At 44.9% G+C, this 579-nt stretch carries 1 protein-coding gene; it reads left to right on the top strand.

Features of this window, described 5'->3' with window-relative positions; all coding sequences use genetic code 11:
- The coding region (locus A3766_RS30570) for a hypothetical protein (protein ID WP_197479381.1) at positions 1 to 579 on the top strand (579 nt) is incomplete at both ends.

The following is a 579-nucleotide window of genomic DNA, read 5'->3' as shown; positions in this document are numbered from 1 at the left end:
TCAATATTGGGTATTGATATTCCTGATGACCTAAGTTCTCTCAAAGCCATCATGTTAGAGCAAGCATCGCAACTAAGGGATGCGCTGGCTAAGCGTCCGATTAAGGATTTTGAAAACTGGCCAGAATGTAAAGATCGGTCGCATCACTTAACTAATTATGTTTTGGTTAATTTCGGTTTAGCTGGCTTTTTGATGCAACGCATAGAATTCGCTTCTGTTTGTATTCAGGCTAGTTTGATATCTGCAACACTGCATGGTCGAACTGATGCAACACTGGTGACCTTAACTACCTATGGCATGCTATTGGCGTTAAGAGATGAGTATGGGGCAGCCTATGAAGCTGGTGAAAAAGCTAAGCAGTGGCTGGAAAGTAATCCGAACTGTAGGGACTCCGCTTCTGCATGGAATGGAATTGGAGTGTCACTTGCACATCTAAAAGGACACGTCACAGAGTCATATTACGCTTACGAGAGAGGCTTCGAAGCCGGGATTGAGACAGGAGAGCTTGCTAGAGCAGGGGTGTGCTTATCTGCGAAATCAACGATCAAAGCGGTTGCGGGCTTTCCCATTGAAGAGTTA

It is taken from the genome of Oleiphilus sp. HI0132, assembly GCF_001635845.1.
Note: the sequence above shows the minus strand (reverse complement) of the source record. Positions and strands in the feature narration are given on the sequence as shown.